This is a genomic window from Bradyrhizobium sp. UFLA06-06, assembly GCF_054820065.1.
Genome location: NZ_JADFUD010000001.1, coordinates 63727 through 88649, shown reverse-complemented (window position 1 = coordinate 88649; position 24923 = coordinate 63727). Strand labels below are relative to the sequence as shown.

At 63.5% G+C, this 24923-nt stretch carries 27 protein-coding genes; 11 read left to right on the top strand and 16 right to left on the bottom strand.

Annotation, left to right across the window (positions count from 1 at the left end; genetic code table 11):
• Positions 1 to 215: 215 nt before the first annotated feature.
• The 5 genes from IF803_RS00410 (at position 216) to IF803_RS00390 (ending at position 3683) form a co-directional block, all read left to right on the top strand.
• The gene (locus tag IF803_RS00410) at positions 216 to 521 is read left to right on the top strand and encodes a hypothetical protein (protein ID WP_304499421.1); all 306 of its coding nucleotides are present in this window, start codon (positions 216 to 218) and stop codon (positions 519 to 521) included.
• Positions 522 to 620: 99 nt separating this feature from the next.
• Complete coding sequence (locus IF803_RS00405) at positions 621 to 905, top strand: hypothetical protein (protein ID WP_304499420.1); 285 nt, start codon at positions 621 to 623, stop codon at positions 903 to 905.
• A gap of 109 nt (positions 906 to 1014) precedes the next feature.
• A complete protein-coding gene (locus IF803_RS00400; protein ID WP_028345316.1) occupies positions 1015 to 2298 on the top strand; it encodes a hypothetical protein in 1284 nt (427 codons plus the stop codon).
• 7 nt (positions 2299 to 2305) lie between these two features.
• Positions 2306 to 3082 (top strand): metallophosphoesterase family protein, encoded by a 777-nt coding sequence (locus IF803_RS00395; protein ID WP_028345317.1) that lies wholly within the window; start codon positions 2306 to 2308, stop codon positions 3080 to 3082.
• Positions 3083 to 3098: 16 nt separating this feature from the next.
• Positions 3099 to 3683: a hypothetical protein gene (locus tag IF803_RS00390; protein WP_028345318.1), complete on the top strand. Its 585-nt coding sequence runs from the start codon at positions 3099 to 3101 to the stop codon at positions 3681 to 3683.
• Positions 3684 to 3712: 29 nt separating this feature from the next.
• On the opposite strand, the gene IF803_RS00385 is transcribed toward IF803_RS00390, so the two are convergent.
• Positions 3713 to 5131, bottom strand: coding sequence for an undecaprenyl-phosphate glucose phosphotransferase (locus tag IF803_RS00385; protein WP_461190901.1), 1419 nt, complete (start codon positions 5129 to 5131; stop codon positions 3713 to 3715).
• Positions 5132 to 5250: 119 nt separating this feature from the next.
• On the opposite strand from IF803_RS00385, the gene IF803_RS00380 reads away from it, so the two are divergent.
• Positions 5251 to 5556: a hypothetical protein gene (locus IF803_RS00380; RefSeq protein WP_461190900.1), complete on the top strand. Its 306-nt coding sequence runs from the start codon at positions 5251 to 5253 to the stop codon at positions 5554 to 5556.
• Between the two features lie 13 nt (positions 5557 to 5569).
• Here the strand turns inward: IF803_RS00380 and IF803_RS00375 are convergent, their stop codons facing one another.
• Entirely contained in the window at positions 5570 to 5944 is a 375-nt protein-coding gene (locus IF803_RS00375; RefSeq protein ID WP_461190899.1) for a transposase, read from the bottom strand.
• A 659-nt stretch (positions 5945 to 6603) separates the two neighbouring features.
• On the opposite strand from IF803_RS00375, the gene IF803_RS00370 reads away from it, so the two are divergent.
• A complete protein-coding gene (locus tag IF803_RS00370; RefSeq protein ID WP_038387966.1) occupies positions 6604 to 6792 on the top strand; it encodes a hypothetical protein in 189 nt (62 codons plus the stop codon).
• Between the two features lie 186 nt (positions 6793 to 6978).
• Here IF803_RS00370 and IF803_RS00365 read toward each other — a convergent pair whose 3' ends face one another.
• From IF803_RS00365 to IF803_RS00335, 7 genes are all read right to left on the bottom strand, one after another.
• Positions 6979 to 7188, bottom strand: a complete 210-nt coding sequence (locus IF803_RS00365) for a hypothetical protein (protein WP_016841790.1) — start codon at positions 7186 to 7188, stop codon at positions 6979 to 6981.
• Between the two features lie 770 nt (positions 7189 to 7958).
• Positions 7959 to 8216: a hypothetical protein gene (locus IF803_RS00360; RefSeq protein WP_461190898.1), complete on the bottom strand. Its 258-nt coding sequence runs from the start codon at positions 8214 to 8216 to the stop codon at positions 7959 to 7961.
• Between the two features lie 180 nt (positions 8217 to 8396).
• Entirely contained in the window at positions 8397 to 9425 is a 1029-nt protein-coding gene (locus tag IF803_RS00355; protein WP_461190897.1) for an NAD-dependent epimerase, read from the bottom strand.
• 94 nt (positions 9426 to 9519) lie between these two features.
• The gene (locus IF803_RS00350; RefSeq protein ID WP_038387967.1) at positions 9520 to 9936 is read right to left on the bottom strand and encodes a hypothetical protein; all 417 of its coding nucleotides are present in this window, start codon (positions 9934 to 9936) and stop codon (positions 9520 to 9522) included.
• Between the two features lie 56 nt (positions 9937 to 9992).
• Entirely contained in the window at positions 9993 to 10271 is a 279-nt protein-coding gene (locus IF803_RS00345; RefSeq protein WP_461190896.1) for a hypothetical protein, read from the bottom strand.
• A 528-nt stretch (positions 10272 to 10799) separates the two neighbouring features.
• Positions 10800 to 10958, bottom strand: a complete 159-nt coding sequence (locus IF803_RS00340) for a hypothetical protein (protein ID WP_016841796.1) — start codon at positions 10956 to 10958, stop codon at positions 10800 to 10802.
• 420 nt (positions 10959 to 11378) lie between these two features.
• Positions 11379 to 11531 carry a hypothetical protein gene (locus IF803_RS00335; RefSeq protein ID WP_016841798.1) on the bottom strand — a complete coding sequence of 51 codons (153 nt, stop codon included), beginning with the start codon at positions 11529 to 11531 and terminating at the stop codon, positions 11379 to 11381.
• A 255-nt stretch (positions 11532 to 11786) separates the two neighbouring features.
• Here IF803_RS00335 and ku point away from each other — a divergent pair, with 255 nt between their 5' ends.
• Both ku and IF803_RS00325 read left to right on the top strand, forming a co-directional pair.
• On the top strand, positions 11787 to 12764 hold the full coding sequence (gene ku, locus IF803_RS00330) for a non-homologous end joining protein Ku (protein ID WP_028345328.1): 978 nt from the start codon (positions 11787 to 11789) through the stop codon (positions 12762 to 12764).
• 54 nt (positions 12765 to 12818) lie between these two features.
• Positions 12819 to 13046 carry a hypothetical protein gene (locus tag IF803_RS00325; RefSeq protein WP_016841800.1) on the top strand — a complete coding sequence of 76 codons (228 nt, stop codon included), beginning with the start codon at positions 12819 to 12821 and terminating at the stop codon, positions 13044 to 13046.
• A 30-nt stretch (positions 13047 to 13076) separates the two neighbouring features.
• Here the strand turns inward: IF803_RS00325 and IF803_RS00320 are convergent, their stop codons facing one another.
• Entirely contained in the window at positions 13077 to 13241 is a 165-nt protein-coding gene (locus IF803_RS00320; protein WP_016841801.1) for a Flp family type IVb pilin, read from the bottom strand.
• 425 nt (positions 13242 to 13666) lie between these two features.
• Here IF803_RS00320 and IF803_RS00315 point away from each other — a divergent pair, with 425 nt between their 5' ends.
• Together IF803_RS00315 and IF803_RS00310 are read left to right on the top strand one after the other, a co-directional pair.
• Complete coding sequence (locus IF803_RS00315) at positions 13667 to 15301, top strand: thiamine pyrophosphate-requiring protein (RefSeq protein WP_461190895.1); 1635 nt, start codon at positions 13667 to 13669, stop codon at positions 15299 to 15301.
• A gap of 237 nt (positions 15302 to 15538) precedes the next feature.
• Entirely contained in the window at positions 15539 to 16753 is a 1215-nt protein-coding gene (locus IF803_RS00310; protein ID WP_461190894.1) for an NAD(P)/FAD-dependent oxidoreductase, read from the top strand.
• Positions 16754 to 16902: 149 nt separating this feature from the next.
• Here IF803_RS00310 and IF803_RS00305 read toward each other — a convergent pair whose 3' ends face one another.
• The 6 genes from IF803_RS00305 to IF803_RS00280 form a co-directional block, all read right to left on the bottom strand.
• On the bottom strand, positions 16903 to 18147 hold the full coding sequence (locus tag IF803_RS00305) for an ABC transporter substrate-binding protein (RefSeq protein ID WP_016841804.1): 1245 nt from the start codon (positions 18145 to 18147) through the stop codon (positions 16903 to 16905).
• A gap of 41 nt (positions 18148 to 18188) precedes the next feature.
• Positions 18189 to 19667 (bottom strand): ATP-binding cassette domain-containing protein, encoded by a 1479-nt coding sequence (locus IF803_RS00300; protein ID WP_028331621.1) that lies wholly within the window; start codon positions 19665 to 19667, stop codon positions 18189 to 18191.
• Positions 19668 to 20594 carry a branched-chain amino acid ABC transporter permease gene (locus IF803_RS00295; RefSeq protein WP_028345331.1) on the bottom strand — a complete coding sequence of 309 codons (927 nt, stop codon included), beginning with the start codon at positions 20592 to 20594 and terminating at the stop codon, positions 19668 to 19670.
• A 1-nt stretch (position 20595) separates the two neighbouring features.
• Positions 20596 to 21471 (bottom strand): branched-chain amino acid ABC transporter permease, encoded by an 876-nt coding sequence (locus IF803_RS00290; protein WP_018270667.1) that lies wholly within the window; start codon positions 21469 to 21471, stop codon positions 20596 to 20598.
• 94 nt (positions 21472 to 21565) lie between these two features.
• Positions 21566 to 22789, bottom strand: a complete 1224-nt coding sequence (locus IF803_RS00285; protein ID WP_038387201.1) for an ABC transporter substrate-binding protein — start codon at positions 22787 to 22789, stop codon at positions 21566 to 21568.
• Between the two features lie 504 nt (positions 22790 to 23293).
• Positions 23294 to 24886 (bottom strand): MDR family MFS transporter, encoded by a 1593-nt coding sequence (locus IF803_RS00280; RefSeq protein WP_411779609.1) that lies wholly within the window; start codon positions 24884 to 24886, stop codon positions 23294 to 23296.
• Positions 24887 to 24923: the final 37 nt, after the last annotated feature.

Here is a 24923-nt window from a genome sequence, read left to right as displayed (position 1 = left end):
CGGCCGTGCCGTAACACGCCGACTATCACAATCACAAGGTTCCACGATATATTGCGATGCAATTGATAAATAATGTTAGCGAGGTGAGGTAATTCGGCGACACCGGCGCACCGCCGTGAGACAAAGCCCGGCGCGCCGTCACTCCGGCTTTGATTTCGTCGGATGTTCCCGTTATCTGTGAATGAGATGGTTTGAGTTAACCGATTGAGGGTTCGATGGCCCGCATGAAGCTACTGGCGATCGCGTTGGGAATGGTCGCCTTGCTGCTGGGCGGTTCTGTTGGCAGCTCGGTTTTTGCCGCAGAACTAAGCGCTTCCCCTGCGCCGCGCGCCGTGCAACGGGTCGGCGGCAACTGTCAGCGGCTGCAATATTGTCATGGCGACGTCTGCCAGTGGAAACGGGTTTGCTGGCACGGCTGTCCCGATCGCTACTCCTGCGCGCCGCTCTACGGCGCCTATGGACCATATGGCGGACGCGACTATTGGGCCGCCTATAGTTACGGCGATCTGCGCCCGTTCTGAATGTTAATCGACTAACAAAACTACTGGCCATTCGACCGGCGCCGCGCCGGCCGGCTTGCAGCGTACGGGTTAACCCCGGCTTAGGCCCGGCCCGCTACCATGCGGACGCAGGGTTTGGTTATGTTATTTGTTTTCCTTGGCAATTTGATCGGCGGCACCGTTCTCGGGCTGCGCCAGCACTGTCTGGTGCTGGCGCCGGTGGTGCTCGCGGAGCTCTCGCTGCTGGCCGCCATCGGAGTCGCGCGCCTGTCGTGGTCGGAAACCGCGCTGCTCATGATTACCGCGATCGTAGCGCTGCAAGTCGGTTATCTGGCAAGCACCTTCGCGCCGCTGTTCTGGTCTCGCAGCTCGACGCCACGTCTCGCCCTGCGCCGTTCGCAATAGCAGGGCATAACACTGCCCCCTTTGGCGTGGCCGATTTCCGTTGACCTCGCGGCAAGCCCGGGGCATCCCGCTGTCTTGCGTCTCATCCTCCGCAGGACCTCCCCCTCTCGTGTGGAACGTCACGGCTTTCATCTGCATCTTGATCGGGGCGTCGATTCCGCTGGGTCTCATCGACGCATCGCTCGCAACGGGTCCCGTCGGCGCGGCGACGTCGCTCGGGCTGCTCGCAAGCCTCGTGGCGATCCGTCCAGGTGAGCTGTCGTTCCTGAAGTCGGTCGCCGGTCCTGCTGTTGCGGCGGCGCTTCTGCCGATGCTCTGGATCATCCTGCAGATGCTGCCACTGGCTTCCTTGGCACATCCGGTGTGGAAGTTCGCCGGCGAAACACTGGGAGCACAGCTCAGCGGCAGCATCACGATCGACACCGGCGCAAGCCTCGGCGCGCTGCTGATCTGGCTGTCACTCACGTCAGTCATGATCACCGCCGCCGCGATCGCGATCGACGCCCGCCGCGCCGATGTGGTGGCCCGCACCATTGCAGCAACGGCGGCCGTCGCGGCCCTGATCCTGCTGCTATCAAGCGATCCGGTCAAAGTCTGGCTTGGCAATGCGCGCGATGAGACGGCAAACGGATTCCTGGTCGTGGTTCTCGTTGGCGTTCCGCTCGGCCTTGCGCGCGCGCTCGACGTCGGCGGACACGCTGACGGCCGCACCGCAGCCCAATTGACGCGGCTGCGCTGGCTACTCGCCGCCGGCGCGCTGTTCTGCGCCGCCAGCGCCTGCTGGTACGGAGGGCGCGGCGCCGCGATCGCACTTGCCGCGGGCATCGCCCTTGTCCTGATGACCTTCGCCGCGCGGAAACTTCATCTGCACCGCTGGAGCAGCGCTGCTGCTGCGGCAGCGATCGCGCTGATCGCCCTGGCGACGGCGATCGCCAACCGTCATCCCGACGTGCCGCTTGCGGTCGCCTTTGTTCACGCACCGTCCGAGTTCGTGCAATCGACCCACAATCTGCTCGCCGACCTGCCCGCGCTCGGCAGCGGCGCCGGCACCACGGCAATGCTGGCGTCGACGTATATGGACTGGCAGGGCGCCACCACGCGGCCGGTGGTTGCGACCAGCGCGGCGGCCTTGATCGCCCAGTTCGGTTCCGCCATGTTCTGGACTTTAGTCGCGGCTATCATCGTCGGCATCGCAGCGTTCACGGCCGGCGCGCGCAACCGCGGCCGCGACTGGTCCTACCCTGCATCGGCCGCAGCCGTCCTGCTGACGCTGCTGCTTGCCAGCTTCACCTTGCCGGAATTGCCGGCGCTGCCCGGAGTGATCGTGTTGGGAGCCGTGATCGGAACAGGACTGGCACAGCGGATCAGCCGTTCACGGTTGCAGGCGGGCTAGGCGCCAGATGCGCAGCTTCCTCCAGCGTCTTGTCGGCCAAACCGGCGATCGCGAACATGAGGGCGACGAGACCTGCATCTACGCCGTCGGTGATATCCACGGCCACGCCGACCTGTTGCACGAGATCTGCGCCCGCATCGATGCCGACATCGGTCGGTTCCGGCCGGCGCGACCGATCCAGGTGTTCCTCGGCGACTATATCGATCGCGGACCGGATTCGCGCGATGTCATCGCCATGCTCGATCAACGCCGCCGCACCCGCAGCATGGTCTGCCTGCTCGGCAATCACGAGGCCTGCCTGCTGGAGTTTCTCGTCAATCCCGACATGCTCGCGCAATGGCGGCAGTTCGGCGGCTTGCAAACGCTAATGTCCTACGGATTGACGCCCTCGCCCAATCCCGACGCCTCCGAACGAAGGGCGCTCGCCCGGCAGTTGATCCGCGAGATGCCGCCGGCTCATCTCGCCTTCCTGCGCTCGCTGCCGCTCTGTTATGTGCACAAACGCTACTTCTTCGTCCATGCCGGCGTCAGGCCCGGCGTCGCGCTCAACCAGCAGCGCAAGGAGGATCTGCTCTGGATCCGCGACGACTTCCTGATGTCGGAAGATGATTTCGGCAAGGTCGTGGTCCACGGCCATACGCCGGTGCATGAGGCCGAGCTGCTGCGCAACCGCATCAATGTCGACACCGGCGCCTATGCGACCGGCCGCCTGACCTGCGTCAAGCTCGAGGGAGCACGGCGAACCCTGCTGATGACCGGCAACCGGGCCGCGCGCCATGGCTGACACGATAGCTAACACGATGGCTGACGCGATCGGCCGGAATGCGAGGCGCCTATCGCCTGCCTTCGTGCCCGCCGCCGCCGCGATCGGCGCGGCGACGCTGGCCTTGTCGGCCTGGTGGCTTGCCGCCGATGCATTGCGCGGCAAACCGGCGATCGCCGCAGAGGTCGGCATGGTCCGAGGCGAGCTGTGGCTGCGCGACGGCTGGAGCGAATTGCAGACGTCGCCGGAGGCGGCCGAAGCCGCGTTCACGCGCTCGCTTCGCCTCTCGCCGATGGACGCCGGCGCCTGGTTCGGCCTCGCCTCGGCAACGGGACGGTTCGATTGGCTGAACCCGACCGCGTCGAAGGCGCTGAAGATGTCCTACTACACCGGCTTCAACCGCAGCGACCTGATCGCGCCGCGCCTGATCCTGCTGGCGCAGGTCGACACCACGCGCGATGTCGAATTGGTCGATCTGCTGCAGCGGCAGATCCGCCTGATCCTCACCCGCGCGCCGGAGTTGAAGGGAGCGATCGGGCAGGCCTATCGCGTGGCTGGCGACGCCAACCGGCGCATCATCGAGGCGGAATTCAAGGACGCCAACCAGAGCATTCCGGAGTAAAGGCGCGCCTGGAGCCGGATGCCCAGCCGTCAGATACCCTTGTGACGCAGCACCGCGCCGACCGTGCGAAGCAGGATGCGCAGGTCGAGCACGAAGCTCCAGCTCTTGATATAGATGAGGTCGTGCGCCACGCGCAGCTGCATGTCCTCGATCGCCGGCGTCGCGCCGCGCAGCCCCTGCACCTGCGCGAGACCAGTGATGCCGGGCTTGACGTGCTGGCGCTGCGCATAGCTCGCGATCAGCTTCGAATATTTGTCGTCATGCGCCAGCGCGTGCGGCCGCGGCCCGACCAGCGACATGTCGCCGCGCAACACGTTCACCAGCTGCGGCAGCTCGTCGATGCTGCGGCGGCGCAGCGTCGCGCCGATTCCGGTCAGCCGCGGATCGTTCGGGCGGGCCTGCGTGATGACATCGCCATCCTCGAGCACGTGCATCGAACGGAATTTGAGGATGGTGAATTGCTCGCCGTCGAAGCCATTGCGGCGCTGCCGGAACAGGACCGGCCCCCTGGAGTCGAGCTTGATCGCAATCGCCGTCCCGATCAGCAGCGGCGCGAACAGCACCAGGAGGCCGCTGGATGCCACGATGTCGAACAGCCGCTTGCCGGCGCGCTCGAGCGAGGTAAGCGGCGAGCGCTGCATTTCCAGCGTCGGGATCGGACCGGTCGCGACCATCCGCAGCGCCAGGAACCGTTCCGCGGTCCGGTCCGGCAGCAGCCGCACCGGCAGCGGCGATGCCCGCAGCTGATCGCACACGAACTGGATGCGCGGCTCTTGCTGCCAGGGCATGGCCAGGATGATCTCGTCGGCGCCGCACTCGCGGGCTGCACGAATGGCTGACGCGACGGCGGCCCGGTCGCCGGCGTCGTCGGACGATCCGGAGAGCTGGACCCGTCGCACCTCGCTGAGGCCGAAATCGCTCAGCAGGCTCGCTTGCCGCACCCGGGACAATTCGTCCGCCATCCCGACCACGACCGCGCGGCGCGTGGCCAGCATGCCGCGGTCGATCGCGCGTTGCAGCGGCGCCTGCAGCAGCATCCGTCCGGTAACCAGCCCGAGGCCGCCGATCAGGCCAAATGACATCACCGATCCGCGCGAGACGCCGGAACCCACCTTCAAAAGGAAGATGATCAAGGTCATCAGCAGAACGACCAGCAGCCATCCGCCGAGCAGACTGCTCCAGCGCCGGTCGAGACCGGCCAGCACCTGCGCATTGTAGAGGCCCTGCGACTTCGCCACGAACATGTGAAGGATGGCGGCGAGGACCCCGATCCCTAGAAAACCCTCGAAGCTGTTGCTATAAACCGTGTGGTAGTAAAAGAGGTGATAGGCCGCGCCGCCAACGATGCTGGACAGCACGACGATTATCATCTCGAAGGCGACGGCAAACACCTCGAGAGAGGCGAAAGCGAACGAGAAGGCGCCGAAGTTAACCGGTACCTTCGCCAATCGAGCGTCCGAAAGGTCGGTCATCGAGAATTAACATTCGTGTTAACAATTCATATGTGTATTATCAGGCGAGTCGTGAGCTCGCAAGACCTGCTGCGGATATCGGATAGAGAGCGCGCATGAGTTCATCGGCTGGCGAAACCGAGGCCGCGCTGGTGGCCCTCCTCCATCTCATCCGCCTGATGGGCGCCGAGCTCGTCGCAGGCCAGCACCGCGACGACGTCGAGGTGCTGGTCAAGGCGATCGAGACCAAGCTGCGCGCGGCCCGCTTCCCGGCCGACACGCCGAATCAGGACATCGTCAGAGGCCTGGACCTTGCACAGGCCAGACTGCGTCCGATCTTCGAAGAGCTGCGCGCAAGGTCGGAGAAGGCACATCTGAGCGACCAGCTGCTGCTGGCTCCCAGGCCTCCACGCATCCACTAACGGATAGGTTAGGTCAGCTTTGGGCTTCGCCACGGCGGGGCAAGCCGCTCCCGCCGCTGGACCTGAGCGCAAGCTTCTCCTCGATCTTCATTTTCTCGAGCAACAAGTCGGTCACGATCCGGCGCAGCCGTTCATTTTCCAGCCGTAATTCATCAATACGGTTATGGACAGGGGGGATCCCATCTCGATCATCGGTGCGAGAGGCGAATTCGGTAACAGTACCATTCGCCTGGTGGCCACGTGCGGCCTCCTGCTTGCGCCAGCGATGAAATGTCATCACGCTAACGCCCAGCACCTTGCACGCTTGGGCCTGGGACTGCCCCCGCGCCATGAGTTCCTCGGCCTGTTTGACCTTGGAACTGATCTCCTCAGTAGAATGACGCCTCATTGGTCATCTCATTGCCCCCTAGATTAGCAATCATCGCATGGCCTATAAGCTATGTAAATGCAACAGGAAATTCAAATTGAGGGTTTCCCGGGGGCCTTTCGGGAGCCTCGAACTTGCCGGTCGGCAGCAACACATAGTGCGAAGAAACGCCGAAGCTGCAAGGTATTTACCGGAATATACGGGGAATATTCCTCCGCTGAAAGGGCCCGATAAAAAAAGTTATACGACTTTCTGTGTATGAGAGTTTGATCTGGATAACTGGCGCACTGTTTGCATTCTCAAATGAGAATATTCAATCGGTCTCTCGACAGATTGTGAGTGCGCCATGCCCCGCCGCGATAATCGCCTCATCGGTCAAGCGCAACTTTCACAAATTTCTAACAAATTAATCCCGCGACTTTCGCGTCCGACCGCTTGCGGGCGTACACGCCCAGCAGTAGTTACTAGGACGTTAGGTGTCATGAGGGTTTCAACATATTTGAGGATTATTTTCACGAGATCTAACGCTCATAACTCGATCCACGAATTATCAATTAAGCGCTTTCCCGCCCAAGGCCATCAGGCGGAACCACGTCCGCCCGATAATCCACGAACCATTCTGCGCTGACGCTTGTCAGAGCCAGTCTCTGATCAACATTCTTTTTGCGAGGATCGACACCATGGCGCGTCTCAAGGTCTTCGAGGGGAACCAACCCGCGTCCAGCGAGGCGGCCGACATCCTGGAACGCCTCGTCGCAGAGAATTGCGAGCTCCGGCATACCGCGGTCGAACTGGTCTTGCAGAATTGGATCCTGCGCGAGCGTCTGTCCGATGTCGGGGCGCACAAGTCCGTGCCGCAGGAACACTGACCGCCCCAACCCTCACGACCGCGATTGTCCGCAACAACGTCCGCCAGCTCGCCTGAACGAGCATCGGGCCGGCGCATTCTTCAATTTAGAATTGAATTGTCCGCAGCTGCAGGCGCGCCAGCATGCTCGCCGGATTGGCGAGGATGTGGCCGCATATTTTGCCGGTGAGAAATAGGCTGACGAACTTCAGCTGTGAACCCGGCGCAGCGCGACGCGCGGGGTGTTCTGCTCACGAGACATGCCGAACGAACGCGACGAGCCCGGGCGTTCCTGGATTTCACGTAACTCAGCGATATCAAGCATCAGCGCAACGACTTCGTTGCGCAGCGATTGATTGGTCGCGAGCAACGCCTCTTCGATCGGCTGATGCAAATGTTGAACTTTGTGCTGCTTCATGGCGCGCCCTCGCTCTGCGGTTAAGGGTATGAGCGATGTGATTGAAGTTTCGATGACAGGGTTATTCCGCGCACATGGAAGGCGGTTAATGGGGCAGGTTTGCGACCAACACCGCTCCGAGCTAAATTTTCTCAATCAGGTTCCACAACCTGATCGCGAAGCGCTCGATCGGCGGCCTTTGATGTGTCGTACCGATGAGTTGGCAGCGGCAGCGATAAGGCGCGCGGCTGGACAACGCAGCTCAATGCGGGGCAGAAGCTCTACCAAGCGCATGATATTGCTTGGTGATCATTGATGGCTGCCGTGTCGTGCCATGCTGAACGCGCATTGTTCGGCTATCACAATGTCGCCGTGTTACCGCGATCGCACGTCAAGGACCCGTTCAGGTGCACACAAGATATTCCACCAAGCTGCTCCCTAGACGCAAAATCTGCTGCTGCATGTCCATCAAGGATCGCAGAGTGTTTCGACCGGTTGCGAATATTGAAGCGGCTGACGGTGTCCTGAAGCGCTCGAGCAACCTTGCGAAATGAATTCAACGCTGGACATCGGACCAAGCGCGATTTCGCCTCCGCCGGCCCCAACCGCGCTAACGCTATTCTAATTCAAATGAGCGGGACCGAGGCGTCCGGTTTGAACAGAGGGAGCGAACGCCTTTCGCGCGCTTGTCGCTTCACTCACACGCGCTTGCACAGTCGCCACGAACAGCAGCGGACAGCGAAGATTCGCCATAAGCATCGCTAATTCGCCGCGCGCGTCGCGATCGCGCGCTATTTCGATTTAGGAGGCGTATCGTCGTCCATCTTGCCACCATTGGCGACGCACTTGTTGAAATAGCCCCGCTGGGCTTTCGCACCGCCCCTCGCGCTACCGGAAGCGGGATTGCCGGGCTGCAGCGGCGGAAATGCCTTCGCCACCAAAGCATCGCAGGCGCGCGCCACCTGCACGTCGATCGCATGCGCCGGAACCGTCGCGCTGGTGATCATGATCACGGCTGAAGCGACCGCAAAACCCGAGATAACTCGCATTGCCACACTCCGTTCCAAGCTGAACCAGGTTTTTTTCTCGAGCCCGGACTTGCAAGGAGCGCACTAAAGCATGATCCGGAAAAGTGCGAAGCGTTTTCCGTCGCGACAAACGCGGATCGCGTTTGCGCGAAGATCAAGCTCTGACCACGAGTTGACACGCGACGACGATTCTCGCGGCGCCTAGGTCCGATCGACCTCGTGATAGGCCCGATACCAGGCGACAAACCTGGCAATACCATCCTCGATCCGCGTCTGCGGGCGGAAGCCGATTTCACGCTCCAGGTCGGAGACATCGGCCGACGTCTCCAGTACATCTCCCGGTTGCATCGGCAGCAACTGCTTTTCGGCCTGCCGCCCGAAGCCCTGCTCGAGCAGCGCCACCACATGCATCAGTTCTTCCGGCCTGCTGTTGCCGATATTGTAGACCCGCCACGGCGCCCGGCTCGAACCCGGATCGGGATGCGCTCCCGACCAGTTGACGTCGCCCTCCGGCGCACGGCCGATCAACCGCACCATCGCCTCGACCACGTCGTCGACATAGGTGAAGTCGCGCCGCATGTTGCCGTTGTTGAACAGCTGGATCGGCTTGCCCTTGGTGATCGCGTCGGCGAACGCATAGAGCGCCATGTCCGGCCGATACCACGTCCCATACACGGTGAAAAACCGCAGCCCGGTCGCCGGTACGCGATAGAGATGGCTGTAGGAATGGGCGATCAGCTCGTTGGCCTTCTTGGTCGCAGCGTACAGGCTGACCGGATGGTCGACATTGTCGTGGACCGAAAACGGCAACTTGGTGTTGGCGCCATAGACCGACGATGAGGACGCAAACAACAGGTGTTTGCACGCGGTGTGCCGGCAGCCCTCGAGGACGTTGAGGAAGCCCTCCAGATTGGAATCCGCATAGGCGTGCGGGTTCTGCAGCGAATAGCGCACGCCGGCCTGCGCGGCGAGATGCACCACGACCTCGAAGCGATAACGCTCGAACTGCGCCTTCATGCCGGCGCGGTCGGCGAGATCGAACTCCGCGAAGGTGAAGCCGCGGTGCTGCTTGAGCAGATCGAGGCGCGCGCGCTTGAGCGCCGGGTCGTAATAGTCGTTCAGATTATCGATGCCGATGACCGGCTGCCCTGCCCGCAGCAGATGCTCCGCCAGATGGAAGCCGATGAAGCCGGCGCAGCCCGTGACGAGTAGATTGCCTGCGATCACCACGTTTTGCCTGTGCCTTTCGCCGTGCGCCGAACCTTCGGGAAACGCCGTTACACGCGGCAGCCGCAGTTGCCTGCGCGTTGCGCCCCGCTAGGCGTCAGTTGCCGGCGGCCGGGGGCTTGTAGTCCGGAAAGCGGCTCAGGACCGCGGCCTTCATGAACTTGAAGTGCGCAATCTCGGTCGCCAATTCCTTCAGCCGGCGCTGGCCGTTGGAGATCTCGGCGTCAAACAGGTCTTGATGATAGTTGTCAAGCGCCTCGCGTTCCAGATATTCGTCGGTGCCGTTGCCGAGGGTCACCGCGGCGCGGGCCAGAACATCATCGACACGGCGGCCAAGACCGGATTGCTCGCTTTCGGCCGCCTGCAACGCGGCCTCGATCGCGGCCATGATCGATCCGATCCGGGCGCGATCGGTCTCGGCATCGCGCTCGGCCGAGCGTGCCTTGAAACCTTCCTCGCCGCGCCGCGACCTGATCAGGTCATGCGCGCGAGACCGCAAAAACAGCTGAAACATCTGTCAGTATCCGGTTCGGGCCCATTCAGGCAGCACAGGTCAAAAATCGCCCGGTCTTAGTTAAAAAAGGGTGAATTGCCCTCATACCCGGCTCTCAGGTCGGCTTTCCACTTGATCCAGGCCTTGTCGTGCTTGTCATAGAGTTCGAGCCACCGTCCCTCACCCGCTGACGGCACCAGGCCCGTGCCCTTATCGTCTCCGTCCGCCAGTCCCGGCAGCGAGGAGTCGAGGTCCTCGAACTCCGACGTCTCCTCAAGCGTCAGCCCGACCAGCACGCGCTTGCCACTGACATCGACGACATACCGCCTTGGCGAATGCCCCCTGAGATCACTCATGACGTGAAAGTTCCCTTGCGATCCGCAGGGCTGGCGACGAGATCAGGCGCACGCTGGCACGCAACCAACCCGCCTGCCGCAACGGACGCGGACATGATGACCGATTGCATGTTGCCAGCCAACCCCAACTCACCGCACACAGTCGCGCTACCTCGATCGAACTACTCCGCTAGAACGCGCGACGCATGTGGCCAAACGCACTGACCGGCTGTTCCCGCCTCGACGATTTCGCGGCTGATGGCGCCACATACGGTGCATAGATCCGATATTGCGCGCGGCGCTTGTGCGACCGCCACGAACGTGCAGCGAAGCCGGAGAAGAAGCCTGCGACGAACACCGCCGCGAGAATCAGAGCAGGAGAAACCATCACAATCGTCCACGTTCGCCCCGATGTTATTAACATTCGAAGTTGTGACGACATCATGATTACACGCGCCGAAAGATTGTTCAGCCGCTGGAATTTTTGTGCAATCGAACGGCGCAACAATAATCAGGCGTCAACAATGGTTGTTCTCGCGAGACAACGTCTCAGGAGAACCACCAGAGCATGAATTTCAGGAACATCGAGCTGAGAAGATAAATCCACCCCGCCATCGCCAGCACCGTCAGTCCGACGAAGACACCTGAAACGCTTTTCTCCTTGAGGCGGGCCAGCAACGAGTTTTTTTCTTCTTGCGAATAGAACATCTCAGGCTCAGGAAGTATCTGATTAAAATCAGCTAGCAGTCAATTTCGATGATCTCGTGACGCGTCGCCGCAGCCATTCGCCTCGCGCATCACAGATCACCGCTGCAAAACGCCGCCAGGCCGCACGCTATCGCTCAGGGAAATTCCATTCGACACGATCTGGAATTCGACGTCGGCAATCGCGGCAGCCCGCGCGCTGGAATTTTTGCGTCGGGTGCTGGTTCGATCGACGTCGCGTCTGGGCGTCAAGACGATCGTGCAGCTTGACCATGCGATGTGGCCCGCATGCGGGATAGCCGCGCGCCGGAAGCCGGCACGATCGACCGAACGCATTCTTCCCGGGAGCAATCTGCCCGCTTCGCCCCGCCTCTCAGTTTAACAAATCAAGTCCTCGCACGCGGCCAACCAATGATCATCGCCTCACACGCGGAAAAAGGCGAACCAGACAATGCCGAGGATCAGGACAGCCAGCCCCGTCGAGGCCGTGAGCAGCGCGAGAACCGAAGGTCCAGGCTCGGCCTGGCGCGCCTCGGTCGGGGTTTCAACGATTTGACCGTGTCGTTCCGTTGCCATGGCAACCTCTTTGCTTAAGTACCTGTAATTCCGGCGTTTGCCGCTCCCCTTCGACAGCCAACGCGTGATCAGGAGCGATGTTCCGAGCGCTGTGACGGCTGTCCCGACGGCAGTCCCGCCCGCCGCGTCAAACGGGCGCAGCTCGAGGCCACGGTTAACGCCGTTGCGAGATTCACCGGGCCGTGTTGTTTCAAACTGGGGTCCCCGGTGTTATCCTTGGCCGTTCCGTCGGTTGCGTAATCGGAGTTTCCGCCCATGGCCCCTCGCGCCAATTGGAAGGGCTTTTTGCGCCTTTCGCTCGTGACTTGCCCGGTTGCCCTGTACCCGGCGACATCGGATACCGAAAAGGTCTCCTTCAACCAGATCAACCGCAAGACCGGCCACCGGATCAAATACGCCAAGGTCGACGCGGAGACCGGCGAGGAAGTCTCCACCGAAGACATCATGAAGGGCTACAAGGTCGACACCGACACCTATATCGAGGTCACCAAGGAAGAGCTCGACGACATCGCGCTGGATTCGACCCGCACCATCGAGATCGACGAATTCGTGCCGCGCAGCGAGATCGACAGCCGCTATCTGATCCGCCCCTACTACCTCGTTCCCGATGGCAAAGTAGGCCACGACGCCTTTGCGGTGATCCGCGAGACCATCCGCAGCCTGAACAAGGTCGCGATCGGCCGCGTGGTGCTCACCAACCGCGAGCACATCATCGCGCTCGAGCCGCTCGACAACGGGCTGATGGGCACGCTGTTGCGCTACCCGTACGAGGTGCGCAGCGAGAAGGAGTATTTCGACGACATCCAGGATGTGAAGATCACCAAGGACATGCTCGATCTCGCCAAGCACATCGTCGAGCAGAAGTCCGCCGACTTCGATCCGGAGGAGTTCGAGGACCGCTACGAGCAGGCGCTGATCGACCTGATCAACCAGAAGCGCAACGGCATCAAGGTTGCCAAGCCCGCGGCGAAGACCGGCGGCAACGTCATCAACCTGATGGACGCGCTGAAGAAGAGCATCGCCAACGAGAAGCAGGCCGCGCCCGCCAAGGCCGAGGCAAAGGCCGCGAAGGGCAAGAAGCCGAAGAAGCGCATCGAGGGCCAGCGCGAAATGCTGCTGCCGATCTCCGGCAGCGGCAAGCGCGAGCCCAAGGAGGCGGCCAAGCCCGAGCCGAAGAAGGCCGAGAAGACAACGCGCGCCCAGGGCACCGCGGCGCGGAAGAAGGCAGGCTAGCGCAGCGACCGCAAGTTGAGCCCGGTCCGCCGCGCCTGAGATGTCCTGGTCGAGATGCCCTGGTCGACGCCGTTTGACGAACCGATCGCGCTGCATCGCGGCGGCACGCTGGTGACGCTGCAGCACGCTGCCGACTACATCATGAAGCTATCGGAAGACACCCAGCAGGAGACGCGCTGGCAGATCGCGGTCGAGCATCTGATCAATGCGGCGGAACAAGGTGCCGGCTGGTTGATGTTCGCGCGCATCGCGATGCTGCGCGCGTTGAACGGGGACGACTGAATCCGGAAAATGCCGAGCTGCCGGCAGCGCTTACTTGAATGCCGAACTGACGGCATTGAATTGGCCGCTCACACTGGTGCCGATGCCCCGGACGCCGGCGACGATCACGATGCTGATGCCACCGGCGATGATGGCGTATTCAATGGCCGTCGCCCCGACCTCATCACGCAGAAACCTTGCCATCAACGCGCGCATGAAAAGCTCCTGTCCGACGCTCGCGGCTTTTTCTCCCGCGCCGTAGTAATATGCCGGCCAAACTAGGCCACATTGGTTGACGGCCCATTGAGGGAAAGGATGAACGGTCGCTTAAAAGTTGCAGCGAATTTCCTTGCTAGTTCTGCCTGCATCGGGTTGCCGCCGGGCGAGGCACCGGGCCGCGACCGGAGCGCTTTCCAGCGAAGTGGACACCGGCTCGCGCAAAGAAAACGCGTCAAAACAAGAATTTAAGAGCTCCGCTCCGATCCTGTCTGAGCGGAAACAGCTCCAGTCGTAAACGCATATCAGGACTACCTGATCCGGCCCCGGCCGCGCTTTACCGGTGCCGCGGAATCCTGTTCCTTTATCGGACAGGCGACAACGAGGCCGGAACGAACCGGCCGCATGCAAAGGGAGTGACCGTCATGAAGCTCGGCACCGCGATCGCGGAAATCATGAAGCGCGAGGGCATCGAGATCCTCACGGGCTACCCGGTCAACCACCTGATCGAATACGCCGCCAATGCCGACATCCGCCCGGTGATGGTGCGCCAGGAGCGCATCGGCGTGCACATGGCGGACGCGATCTCCCGCGTCACCTCGGGCGAGAAGATCGGCGCCTTCTGCATGCAGCACGGCCCCGGCGCCGAGAACGCGATGGGCGGCGTCGCGCAGTGCTACGGCGAATCCGTGCCCGTCCTGGTGCTGCCGATGGGCTATGCGCGCCGGCTCGCGAATATCGACCCGAACTTCAATTCCAGCCAGGCGATGAAGGCGTTCTCGAAATCCTCGGAGCCGATCAACATCGCGGCCGAGGTCTGCAACATCTTCCGCCGCGCCTTCACCAAACTGAAGAACGGCCGCGGCGGGCCGGTCATCGTCGAAATCCCAGCCGACATGTGGAACGAGGAGGTGCCAGAGCCCTTGAACTACACGCCGGTGCTGCGCACCCGCTACGGCGCCGACCCCGTCCATGTGAAGGAAGCGGCCGCCCTGCTCGTGGGCGCCAAGCGTCCGGTAATCTATGCCGGCCAGGGTGTGCACTACGCAAAGGCCTGGCCGCAGCTGAAGCGGCTTGCCGAGCGGCTTGCGATACCGGTTACCACCAGCCTCGGCGGCAAGTCGTCCTTCCCCGAGACGCATCCGCTCTCGCTCGGCTCCGGCGGCCTCGCGGTGCCGCGCGCGGTGCCGAAATTTCTTTCCGAAGCCGACGTGATCTTCGGCATCGGCTGCTCCTTCACCGAGACGTCGTTCGGCATCGCGATGCCGAAGGGCAAGACCATCATCCATTCGACGCTCGATCCGAACCACATCAACAAGGATGTCGAGGCCAAGGTCGGCCTGGTCGGCGACGCCGGCCTGGTGCTCGACGCGCTGCTGGAGGAGATCGGCAAGACGGTGACCACAGACCGCAACGCCAGCGCGGTCGCCGAGGAGATCGCCGCCTCCCACAAGGAGTGGCTCGCCAAGTGGATGCCGAAGCTGACGCATAACGACGCGCCGCTCAATCCCTACCGCGTGCTGTGGGACCTGCAGCACACCGTCGACACCCACAACACCATCATCACCCACGACGCCGGCAGCCCGCGCGACCAGCTCTCGCCGTTCTGGAAGTCGGTCGAGCCGCTGTCCTATATCGGCTGGGGCAAGACCACGCAGCTCGGCTACGGGCTGGGCCTTGCAATGGGCGCCAAACTGGCAAAGCCGGACAAGCTCTGCATCAATGTCTGGGGCGACGCCGCGATCGGCTTTACGGGAATGGACTTCGAGACCGCGGTGCGCGAGCGGATTCCGATCATGTCGATCCTGCTCAACAATTTCTCGATGGCGATCGAATTGAAGGTGATGCCGATCTCGACCGAGAAATACCGCTCGACCGACATCTCCGGCGATTACGCCGCGATGGCCAGGGCCTTCGGCGGCTACGGCGAACGGGTGACCAAGCCCGAGGACATCATCCCCGCGATCAAGCGCGGCATCCAGAAGACCAGGGAAGGCGTGCCGGTGCTGCTGGAATTCATCACCAGCAAGGAGACCGAGGTGTCGCGGCCGGGGACGTGACGGCACCTCACACGCCGATCTCCGTCATGGCCGGGCTTGTCCCGGCCATCCACGTCTGCTTCCTGCCCAAGCAAGGAAGACGTGGATGCCCGGCACAAGGCCGGGCATGACGAACGCGCGGAAAGCGCGAGTTCATTGGGCCAGACTCCGACGCGCGGCGACACGGCCCTGCCTCCCCACTTGATTTGACATCGCCAGCGCAGGCATGCTCCCTCCGGTGCAACTTCGGAGGGAGAGATGGCGCGCATCCTGGTGCTGGGGGCCGGCTTTGCCGGACTGTGGGCCGCGCTCGGTGCAGCCCGCACGCGCGACGAGATCGGTGCGCGAGCAGCGGATACCGAAATCCTCGTCGTCGATCGCAACGCCTATCACAACATTCGGGTGCGCAATTACGAGGTCGATCTCGGCGACGTCGCGTTGCCGCTTAAGGACCTGCTCGATCCGGTCGGCGTCAGGCATCGGGTGGCCGAGGTCGCGGCGATCGATCCGGCGACGCGCGCGGTCACGATCAAGACCAGCGCGGACGCGGAGGTTCTGAGCTACGACCGGCTGGTGCTGACCACCGGCAGCGAACTGGTCCGCCCCGCCATCTCAGGCCTGGCCGCCCACGGCTTCGATGTCGACACCTATGAAGCAGCGATGCGGCTCGACGCGCATCTGACGGCGCTCGGCAAGCAACCGCCGTCGGAGGCGCGCACGACGGTCGCGGTCGTCGGCGCAGGGTTCACCGGAATCGAGGTCGCAGCCGAGATGCCGGCCAAGCTGGCGCGCGCCGGCATCACCGGCGATCATCGGGTCATCCTGATCGATCCCAATCCCGTGGTCGGCGCAACCTTCGGCGCGCATGGCCGACCGGTCATCAACGAGGCGCTGGCCACGCTCGGCGTCGAGACGCGGCTGAACGTCCGGGTCAGTGCCGTCGGCGCCGACAGCATCACGCTCAACTCCGGCGAGATCATTCCGACCAAAACCGTGGTGTGGTGCGCCGGCATGCGCGCCAGCCCCCTCGCCACCTCGCTGCCGGCCAGGCGCGACGCGCTCGGCCGCATCAAAGTCGACCATACCATGCGCGTCGAAGGCCTGCCGGACGTCTTCGCCGCCGGCGACGTCGCCGCCTGCCTGATCGACGGCGAGCACCCGACCGTGATGTCCTGCCAGTTCGCGCGGCCGATGGGCCGCTTCGCCGGCCACAATGTGGTCGCCGATCTGTTTGGTGAAAAGCTGCTGCCGCTCAATATCGACTGGTATGTGACGGTGCTCGATCTCGGCGCCTGGGGCGCGCTCTACACCACCGGCTGGGACCGCGAGGTGCACACGTCAGGCGCCGCCGCCAAGCTCACCAAGCAGACCATCAACCAGCAGCGCATCTATCCGCCGCGCAACGGCGACCGCGCCGCGCTGCTCGCGGCGGCCGCGCCGACGATCCAGACGGCGCCGCCGACGCGCAAGTAGTTTGGGCTCACATTCGCCGATCGTCATTGCGAGCGAAGCGAAGCAATCCACCCCTCCACGCCGGGATAGATGGATTGCTTCGTCGCTACAGCGCAAAATTGCTTCGCAATTTTGTCGCGAGCTCCTCGCAATGACGGCGCGTACGTCAGCTACTGCGACAGCTTCACAAAGTTCGGAAACTTCATCTGGCCCTCGGCGATCGCCTTCGGCCAGACCGTGATCTGCTTGCCGCCCTGCCACTGGAACACGAGGCCGGTCACCGCGCCCGGACCGGACTTGATGCCGTGGGTGAACTCGTCGTTCTTGCCGTAGAACTGGATCTTGCCGATCGTGCCCTCGAAGTCGGTCTTCTCGAGCTCGGTCACCATCTTGTCCGGATCGGTCGAGCCGGCGCGCTGGATTGCCTCGGCGATGATGTAGACCTCGTCATAGGCGGTGTAGCCGGTATAGGCCGGCGGCGTGCCGAACTTGGCCTTGAACGCCGCCGCGAACGGCTTGGTCTTCGGCGTGACGGCAACATCAGGTGTCGCCACCGCGAGCGAGGGCACGCCCTCGGCCGCGCCGTTGGTGTCGCCCCAGAAGGTCGGGCTCAGCGCCTGCGCGCTGATGCCGAACATCGGGATCGGCACCTGCTGGTTCTTCCACTGCACGGTCGGCTGCACGCCGACATGGGAGATGCCGGTGACGATCACGTCGGGCTTGGCGGCTTCCATCTTGTTGAAGATCGGCGTGAAGTCGGTGGTGTCGGGCGAAAAGCGGATGTGCTCGACCACCTTCAGGCCCGCTTTCGGCAGGCAGGCCTCGTAGCCGACGTCGAGCGGCTTGGTCCAGGCCGCGTCCTCGCTCATGATCGCGACCGACTTGAACTTGAGCTGGTCGACCAGCAGCTCCTTGGCCGCGTCGCAGACCAGCTGCGCCTGCGCGGCCGAGGTCAGGTAGCCGTGGAAGGTGTACTTGTTCTTCTCGTAGTCGTTGTGAACCGCCTTGGTGATCTCGTTCGACGCGGCGCCGGGCGTGATCAGCGGCATCTTCAGCCGCGAGGCCCACGGCTCGAGCGCCAGCACGACCTCGCTGATGTAGCTCGCGATCACGGCGGAGACCTTGTCCTCACTCACCGCGCGCTGGAAGGCGCGCACCGAATCCGCCGACGAGCTCTTGTTGTCGTAGGTGACGATCTCGATCTTGCGGCCCATCACGCCGCCCTTGGCGTTGATCTCGTCGGCTGCGATCTGCGCGCCACCCGGCGTCGCCGCACCCGCGATTGACTGCACTTCGGCAATGATGCCGATCTTGATCGGGTCCTTGGACTGCGCATAGGCCGGCGCCGCGAGGCAGAGCGCGAGCGCCGAGGCCAACAGGCTCACGCGGGTCGCGGTTGAATATGCTGTCATCATGATCTCCCTTGTTTTGCTTTCTTCTTTTCAAACTGCGAACGTCACAGAAAGTCCTTGCCGGCCTCCGCGGCGAACCGGCCCGGATCGCCCTCCCAGACGATCCGCGCGTGCTCCAGAACATAGACGCGGTCGGCATGCGGAAGCGCAAACGTCACGTTCTGCTCGCCCAGCAGCACCGTGATCTTGGTGGTCTGGCGCAGCTTCTCCAGCGCCTTCGACAGCAGCTCGAGGATAACAGGCGCAAGCCCCAGCGTCGGCTCGTCCAGGATCAGGATCTGCGGCTGCATCATCAGCGCGCGGCCGATCGCCAGCATCTGCTGCTCGCCGCCGGACAGCGTCTGCGCCATCTGGCCCTGACGCTCCTTCAGGATCGGGAACAGCTCGAACAACCAGGCGAGCTGCTTGGCCCGCGCCGCATCGTCGAGATGCTGACCGCCGAGATCGAGATTTTCCCGCACCGTCATCTCGCCGAATAGCTCGCGCGATTCCGGACATTGCACGAGGCCTGAGCGGGCGATCTTCGCAGGCCCCGTGCCGCGCAGTGGCTGTCCGCCGCGCAGGATCTCGCCGGTATAGGGCAGGAAACCCGAGATGGTGTTGAACAGTGTGGTCTTGCCGGCGCCGTTCAAGCCGACGACGGAGACGAACTCGCCCTCATGGACGTGGATCGAGACGTTCTCCAGCGCCTGCGCCTTGCCGTAATGCACGCTGACATTCTCGACCTGCAGGAGCGGCACCTTGTCCTTGAACGAGGTCTCGGGCCGCGCGTGGGTCTCGATCGCGCCGCCGAGATAGACCCGCCGCACGGTCTCGTTCTTCATCACGTCCTCGGCGCGGCCGGTCGTGATCTCCTCGCCGAGATACATCGCGAGCACGCGGTCGACCAGCGCCGCGACGCTCTTGACGTTGTGATCGACCAGCATCACCGCGCGGCCCTCGTCGCGGAAGCTGCGGATCAATGCGGAGAAGGTGCCGACCTCGGCGCTGGTGAGACCAGCGAAGGGCTCGTCGACCAGCACGACCTTGGGGTCGCGCGCGATCGCCTTGGCCAATTCCAGCCGGCGCAGGTCGGCGAACGGCAGCGTCGGCGGGCGGCGGTCCATCACCGCCCCCAGTCCGACGCGCTCGGCGATCCACTTGGCGCGCTCGGTCAGCGCCTTGTCGGGAAACAGCATGAACAGGCTGTCGGGCAACAGCGCGACCATGATGTTCTCCAGCACGGTCTGCCGGTTCAGTGGCCGCGAGTGCTGGAACACCATGCCGAAGCCCTTGCGCGCGATCTTGTGCGCAGGCAGCCCGGCGACGTTCTCGCCTTCGAACAGCACCTCGCCCGCGGTCGGACGCTCGATGCCCATCACGCTCTTCATCGCGGTCGACTTGCCCGAGCCGTTCGGTCCGATCAGGCCGAGGATCTCGCCGGGATGCAGGTCGAACGAGAGGTTCTTCACGGCGGTCAAGCCGCCGAATCGCTTGGTCAATCCACGGACGGTGAGCGTTGCTGTGGTCACAGTCTGATCCATTTAAGAGCGCGCCTCGCGTGACAGGGCCGCTCCGAGGAAACCGCCGGGGAAGAACAGGACGACGAGCAGCGCCACCGCCGAGACGATGAAGGTCGCAAGCTCGCCGGTCGGGCGCAGGAATTCGCCGGCCACGATCAGGAAGATCGCGCCTAACGCGGCCCCCAGCACCGTGCGCCGGCCGCCGAGCACGGCCGAGACGATCACGTTCACGCCGACCGCGACGTCGACCACGGTGCCGACCGAGGCGGTGCCGAAGTAGAACACCAGCAGCGCGCCCGACAGTCCCGAGAAGAACGCGCTGACGATGAAGGCCGCGAGCTTGTGTTTGACGATGTTGAAGCCGAGCGCGCCGGCCTGCACCGGGTCCTGCCCGCTCGCCTGCAGCACGAGACCGACGGGCGATTGCGACAGGCCGTACAGGATGGCCGCGCTCACGGTCATGAAGCCGAGCGCGATCCAGTAATTGGCGCCGGCATTGATGGTGATGACGTCAGGGATGGTGAGCCCGATCTCGCCGCCGGTGAGATCGGCGAACACCACGACGAAGTTCTGCAGCATCAAGACCGCCACCAGCGTGGTCAGGCCGAAATACGGTCCCCTCACCCGCAGCGCCGGCAGCGCCAGCACGAAGCCCGCGACGACCGACGCCAGCGCGCCGAGCAGGATGCAGACATAGACCGACCAGCCGAACTGGTTGTTGAGGATCCCGGCGGTGTAGGCGCCGGTGCCGATCAGGAAGGTCGGCCCGAAATTGACCTCGCCGGCGAAGCCGAACAAGAGGTCCCAGGCCATCGCGAACACGCCGAAATAGAACGCGACGGTCAGCAGCCCGAGGATGTAGCCCGAGACGTAGAACGGCAGCGTCGCGGCGACCACCACGCAGACCAGCGAAATGAAGAACAGGCGCGAGGAAAAGAAGCTGGCCATCTCAGCGCCTCCCGAGCAGGCCTTGAGGCCGGATATACATCACGAACACCAGAAGCAGCAGCGCCGGAATGGTGCGATAGGCCGGCGAGATCATGTAGGCCGTGATGGTCTCGAGATAGCCGACGACGAAGGCTGCGATCAGCGACCCCGACACGCTGCCGAGGCCGCCGAGCACGACGATCGAGAACGCGCTCGCGGTCAGCGGCCCGACGCTGTAGGAGCTGACGCCGAGGAACATGCCGAGCAGCACGCCGGCGATGCCGGCGAGAATGCCGTAGATGCCCCACACCACGATGTAGATCTGGGTGAGCTCGAGCCCGAGCAGCGTGACGCCGCGCGGGTTCATCGAGGCCGCCAGCACCGCCTTGCCGGTCCTGGTGCGGTTCACCAGGAGCCACAGCAGGCCGATCACGAGGCAGCAGACCAGCGCGGTGAAGATATTGTTGCGCGGTGTGCGGTTGCCGAAGATATCGACGACACCTTCGACGATCGGCAGCACCGTCTTGGCGTTGTTGGTGAAGAAATAGGCGATCAGCTCCTGGATCATGATGCCCCACAGCAGGGTGCCGGTGAGGACGAAGATTTCCTTCTCCTCGTTGGGGATCCGCCTCGAATTCTGGATCGGCTTGACGACCGCGAAATAGGTCGCGAACGACACGATCAGCGCGACACCGACACCGAACAGCGCGCCGGTGTAGATGTCGAGGTGCAGCACGCTGGCCGCGGCCCAGGCCGCGACCGCTGCGGCCACCATGATGGCACCGTGGGAGAGATTGAGAACGCCGGAGACACCGAAGATCAGGGTGAAGCCGGTCGCGCCGAGTGCATAGAGCGCACTGATGGCAAAGCCATCGATCAGGATTTGTAGGGCAAGCATCTCAGATTGGCCGCGGCAGCGGGGCTGCCTGTTGTGGAGGACGCGGAACCGAAGACCGATGCTCCCGGGTGGTGCCCGGGAGCATGATCATCAACTAATTCGTGGTGACCTTGACGAAGCTCGGGAACTTGAGGTCGCTCTTGGCGACCTCCTTCGGCCAGACCGCGACCTGCTTGCCGCCCTGCCACTGCAGCATCAGTCCGGTGATCAGGCCCTTGCCGTACTTGATCGAATGGGTGAACGGATCGTCCTTGCCGTAGAACTGGACGCGTCCGATGGTGCCTTCCCAGTCGGTCTTCTCCAGCGCATCGACCATCTTGTCGGCCTCGACCGAGCCGGCGCGCTTCACCGCATCCGCGATGTAGTAGACCTCGTCATAGGCGGTGTAGCCCGCGTAGGACGGATAGTTGCCGTAGCGCTTCTTGAAGCCCTCCGCGAACGGCACCGACTTCGGCGTCACCGCGACGTTCGGGCCGGACACGCCCTGATACAGCACGCCTTCCGCCGCGTCGTTGGTGTCCTTGCCGAAGGTCTCGTTGGTCGCCTGCGATGAAATGCCGAACATCGGGATCGGCACCTGCTGGTTCTTCCACTGCACCGTCGGCTGCACGCCGACATGCGAGATGCCGGTGATGATCACGTCGGGCTTGGAGCCTTCGACCTTGTTGAAGATCGGCGTGAAGTCGGTGGTGTCGGGCGAGAAACGGATATGGTCGACGACCTTGAGCCCGATCTTCGGCAGGCACTCCTCGTAGCCGACATCGAGCGGCTTGGTCCACGCGGCATCCTCGCTCATGATGACCGCGGTCTTCATGTGCTTCTGATCGACCAGGAGCTCCTTGGCGGCGTCGCAGACCGACAGCGCCAGCGCGGCCGAGGTCAGGTAGCCGTGGAAGGTGTACTTGTTCTTCTCGTAATCGGCGTGGACGCTCTTGCTGATCTCGTTTGAGGCGGCGCCGGGCGTGACGAACGGCGTCTTCAGGCGCGAAGCCCAGGGCTCGAGCGCCAGCACCACTTCGCTGATGTAGCTCGAAATGACGACGTTGACCTTGTCCTCGTTGACGGCGCGCTGGAACGCGCGCACCGAATCCGCCGAGGACGAGTGGTTGTCGTAGCTGACGATCTCGATCTTGCGGCCGTCGATGCCGCCCTTGGCGTTGATCTCGTCGGCGGCCAGCTGCGCCGCCTGCGGGATCGATGCACCGGCAATCGCCTGCGCTTCGGCGATCACGCCGATCTTGAGGGTGTCGGCAGCCAGCGCTCCGCTCGGCGCCGCAGCCAACAGGCCCAACACGGCCGCTCCTGCGAGTTTCTGCATCGCATGCACGGGGAGTCGCGATGTTCTTGTCACCCTGTTTCTCTCCTCTTTTTCTTCGGCTGCTTCGAGCTCTTGGGGCGCGACTATAGCCGCGACAAAATGCGCAGCAAGTGAAACTGCGCGCAGATCGCCATGCATGGACGGCGACTAAAGTAGTGGGTTGGCGCGGTGCGGCTGAATAAATTTGAGGCAGAGGGGGAATAAAAGGTCGTGGGGCGCCGATCTCTCAGATCGTCATTCCCCGCTGCGCAAATTACGCAGGGCGAGCGAAGCGGAGAGAGCGGAACGTAATGCAAGGCTCGGGCAATTCATGTCGCGAGAACGCGGATTGTTGCCCGCTGGCTGTGCGACAAGCTCCGTGTCGTCCCTGCGAAACCCGGGACCATAACCACGGATGCCGATTGTTACGCGATGTTGGAACGACGAGTCCCATCCACAACATCCGCCGCGGCGTATGGGTCCCGGCTTTCGCCGGGACGACAGCGGTGTATGGGGCCACCGCCCCTACTCAGCCATCTCCGCCGGCGGGTGGGCGGCGGGACCGGCGAGCGGACGCTCTTCCATCGTGATCATGCAGATTGAGGCGGTGGTCAGCAGCACGGCGGCGGCGCCGAACACGTAGCGGAACGCATGGATCATGTCGGCCATCGGGATCGCGCTGACGGTGCTGGCCGCGGCATGATGCTCGCCGGCGAGCGAGATGTCGGTCCCGAGCGTCATCAGCAGGATGGTGGTGAAGGCGGCGACCGTGAAGGAGGCCATCATCGCGCGGAAGAAGTTCATCGCACCGGTGACGGTGCCGACCTGCGGCCGCGCCACCGCGTTCTGCAGCGACACCACGCTGATCGGGAAAGTGGTGCCGAGCCCGAGCGCGAACACGCTCATCAACAGCAACAATCCCCACAGCGGCAGCGTCGTCACCGCCATGCCGACGGCACAGATGGCGGCCACCGAGGTGCCGACAATCGCGACACGCTTGTAGTGCTTGGCCTTCGCCATGGTCCGGCCGGCGATCGCCGCACCGAAGGTCGAGATCGCCGCGAGCGGGATCAGCGCGAGGCCGGCCTCGCTGGCGGTGAGGTGATAGACCACCTCATAATAGAGCGGCAGGTGGACGGTGAGGCCGACCATGGCGCCGAGCGCACAGCCGCCCGCCCCCATCGCGAACGGCACCACCGAGCCGCCGAGCAGCGACAGCGGCAGGAACGGCTCGTCGGCGCGGCGCGCGTGCCAGACGAAGGCACCGGCAAGCGCGATCGAGGCGCCGATCATCGCCGTAATCGTCGGCGACAGCCAGGACAGCTTGGTGCCGCCCCAGGTCAGCACCAGCATCAGCACGACGGCCGAGGCCATCAGCAGCACGCCGCCGAGCCAGTCGACCTTGCGCTTGCGGTGGAACACCGGGATCTTGCTCATCTTCGGCAGCAGTAGCGCCAGCGCCGCCGCCGCGAGCGGCAGGTTGATCCAGAAGATCATCGACCAGTGCAGATGCTCGGCGAACACGCCGCCGACCACCGGGCCGAGAATCCCGCCGGCCATCCAGACGCTGGAGAAATAGGCCTGATAGCGGCCGCGCTCGCGCGGGCTCACCACGTCGGAGATCACGGTCTGGACCACCGGCATGATGCCGCCGCCGCCGAGCCCCTGCAGGCCGCGGGCAACGATCAGCATGGTCATGCTGGGCGCGATCGCGCACAGCACCGAGCCGACCACGAACAGGCTGAGCGAGGTGATGATCATGACGCGGCGGCCATAGATGTCGCTCAGCGTGCCGAACACCGGCGCCACCGCGGTGGAGGCGAGCAGATAGGCCGTGATCACCCAGGACAGATTGGTGACGTCGTGAAACTGGCGCCCGATCGTCGGCAGCGCGGTCGCGACGATGGTCTGGTCGAGCGCGGCCAGGAACATCGTCAGCATCAGGCTGATGACGATGGTGCGGACTTCGTCCGGATTGAGCGGTGCCGGCGGCGCCAGCGGCGGCGCGTCGCTGAGTTCGATCACCTCGCTCGGGAGATGAGACAGCTCTTCGGCAATGTCTTCAGGCAATGTGGATTGGTCGGCAGGAATCCGGCTCTGCCGTTCATACTTGTTCATTTGAGGCGTAATGCTGCTGCGCGGGCGCGTCCCGCGA